The following is a 793-nucleotide window of genomic DNA, read 5'->3' on the forward strand; positions in this document are numbered from 1 at the left end:
GAGCAGGACAACTGCAAAAAGGAGCAGAGTCTGCCCTGCTCGACATCGCCCTAAAATCCCTCAGCAAAGGATTGTGAGCATCAAAAAACGGGCCAAATCAGCCCGTTCATTTTTATTTCACTGTGTGAAACAGCATTACAAATCCGCCATCCCACATCAACCCAACCAGTCCCGCCTAATCCCATTTATCTCACAGACCACTATATATTTATCTCACTTGGTTTCATATTATTAAGCTGCACGCGATAAATCGGCGTGTTTTGTGAAATAAGCCGTTTTTGATTTTATTTCACACGGTACAACATGGTTTCAAATCCTGCTATACAAGAGCAGAATTTTTTGCGCCTGCCGAAACTATGCACCGAGATTACCTAGCTCTTTCTGCAAGGTACAGCATCATGTTGTTTATCGGATAAACAAATACCGAAAAAACATCATGGTCGATATTCTCCTTTTCTTAAGGAGCTGAAGTAGCTTAGCCCTAAATACCACACCAATCCCGCAAGATTTTCAACTGCTCACTTGGTGTGCCAAAGTTAAAACGAAACCCGCATTCTTTCAAGAATAGGGGGAAAAGACTTCCGGTCGATTCCGTTGTATTTGCGCAGCACACGCTGGGTTTGATTCCAAAAATTCCCAATACCGTTGATGTAGTTTTGCCTCCGGGCAAATGTCTTGCCGTGGTTAATCCTATGGTGGTGAAAACCGCCGACATCCGGGACATCATCGCTGCTTAAACTGTCGGTATACACCACACTGTCCGGCATGATTTTCTTCGCAATAACAGGCAACA

1 pseudogene is annotated in these 793 nt (G+C 44.0%); it reads right to left on the reverse strand.

The window, feature by feature from the left end:
- Positions 1 to 481 precede the first annotated feature (481 nt).
- Positions 482 to 793: pseudogene (locus tag IR141_RS12625) on the reverse strand (transposase); the annotation flags it as partial.

It is taken from the genome of Neisseria sp. 19428wB4_WF04, from assembly GCF_015235335.1.
Lineage (GTDB): Bacteria > Pseudomonadota > Gammaproteobacteria > Burkholderiales > Neisseriaceae > Neisseria > Neisseria musculi.